Genomic DNA, 1,110 nt, shown 5'->3' with positions numbered 1-1,110 from the left:
CCGCCGAGGATCAGGATATCCATCAGGCTCACGCGCTCTTTTGCGCGAGGCCGAGGCGCTCGCCGGAATAGCGGCCCTCGCGGATCGGGCGCCACCACGCCTCGTTGTCGAGGTACCAGCGCACGGTCTCTTCCAGCGCCTGCTCGAACACCTTGGTCGGTTGCCAGCCGACCTCGGCTTCCGCTTTCGACGGATCGATGGCGTAGCGCCGGTCGTGGCCGGGCCGGTCGGCGACGAAGGTGATCAGGCGCTCGTGCGGGCCGTTCTCGGGGCGCAGGCGATCGAAGGCGGCGCAGAGCGCCTTCACCACTTCGAGGTTGTTCCTCACCGAGCGCCCGCCGAGCAGGTAGGTCTCGCCGATGCGCCCGCGTTCCAGCACCGCGACGAGGCCGCGGGCATGGTCCTCGACATGGATCCAGTCGCGCTCGTTCAGACCGTCGCCGTAGACCGGCAGCGGCTTGCCCTCGAGCGCGGCCAGGATCATCAGCGGGATCAGCTTCTCCGGGAAGTGGCGCGGCCCGTAATTGTTCGAGCAGTTCGTCACCAGCACCGGCAGGCCGTAGGTCTCGTGCCAGGCGCGGGCGAGGTGGTCGGAGGCTGCTTTCGAGGCCGAGTAGGGCGAGCGCGGATCGTAGCGGCTCTCCTCGGTGAAGAACGCGTCCGGCGGCAGCGAGCCGTAGACCTCGTCGGTGGAGACGTGGAGGAAGCGGAAGTTCTGCTTGGCCGCGCCGTCGAGGCTCTCCCAATGGGTGCGGGCGCCGTCGAGCATGACCTGGGTGCCGATGACGTTGGTGCGCACGAAGGCCCCCGGATCGGTGATCGAGCGGTCGACATGGCTCTCGGCGGCCAGATGCATGACCGCATCGGGCCGGAACGCGGCGTAGAGGGCGTGGACGCGCGCCGGATCGCAGATGTCGGCCTGTTCCAGGTGGTGGCGCGGATCGTCGGCCAGGGGCTGCAGCGAGATCGGGTTGGCGGCGTAGGTCAGCGCATCGAGGGTGAGCACCTCGTGGCCGAGATCCTGCACCAGATGCAGCACGAGCGCCGAGCCGATGAAGCCGCAGCCGCCCGTCACCAGAATGCGCATCGCTCTCAACTCCGTCGATTCAT

The 1,110-nt window shown here is 68.5% G+C and carries 1 protein-coding gene; it reads right to left on the bottom strand.

What is annotated here, in order from left to right; genetic code table 11:
• Nucleotides 1-28: 28 nt before the first annotated feature.
• The gene (gene rfbB, locus HNR51_RS26530; protein ID WP_182556960.1) at nt 29-1,087 is read right to left on the bottom strand and encodes a dTDP-glucose 4,6-dehydratase; all 1,059 of its coding nucleotides are present in this window, start codon (nt 1,085-1,087) and stop codon (nt 29-31) included.
• Nucleotides 1,088-1,110 lie beyond the last annotated feature (23 nt).

The sequence above is a fragment of the Methylorubrum thiocyanatum genome (genome assembly GCA_014138645.1).
Classification (GTDB): domain Bacteria; phylum Pseudomonadota; class Alphaproteobacteria; order Rhizobiales; family Beijerinckiaceae; genus Methylobacterium; species Methylobacterium thiocyanatum.
This window is presented reverse-complemented; position numbering and strand designations above follow the sequence as displayed.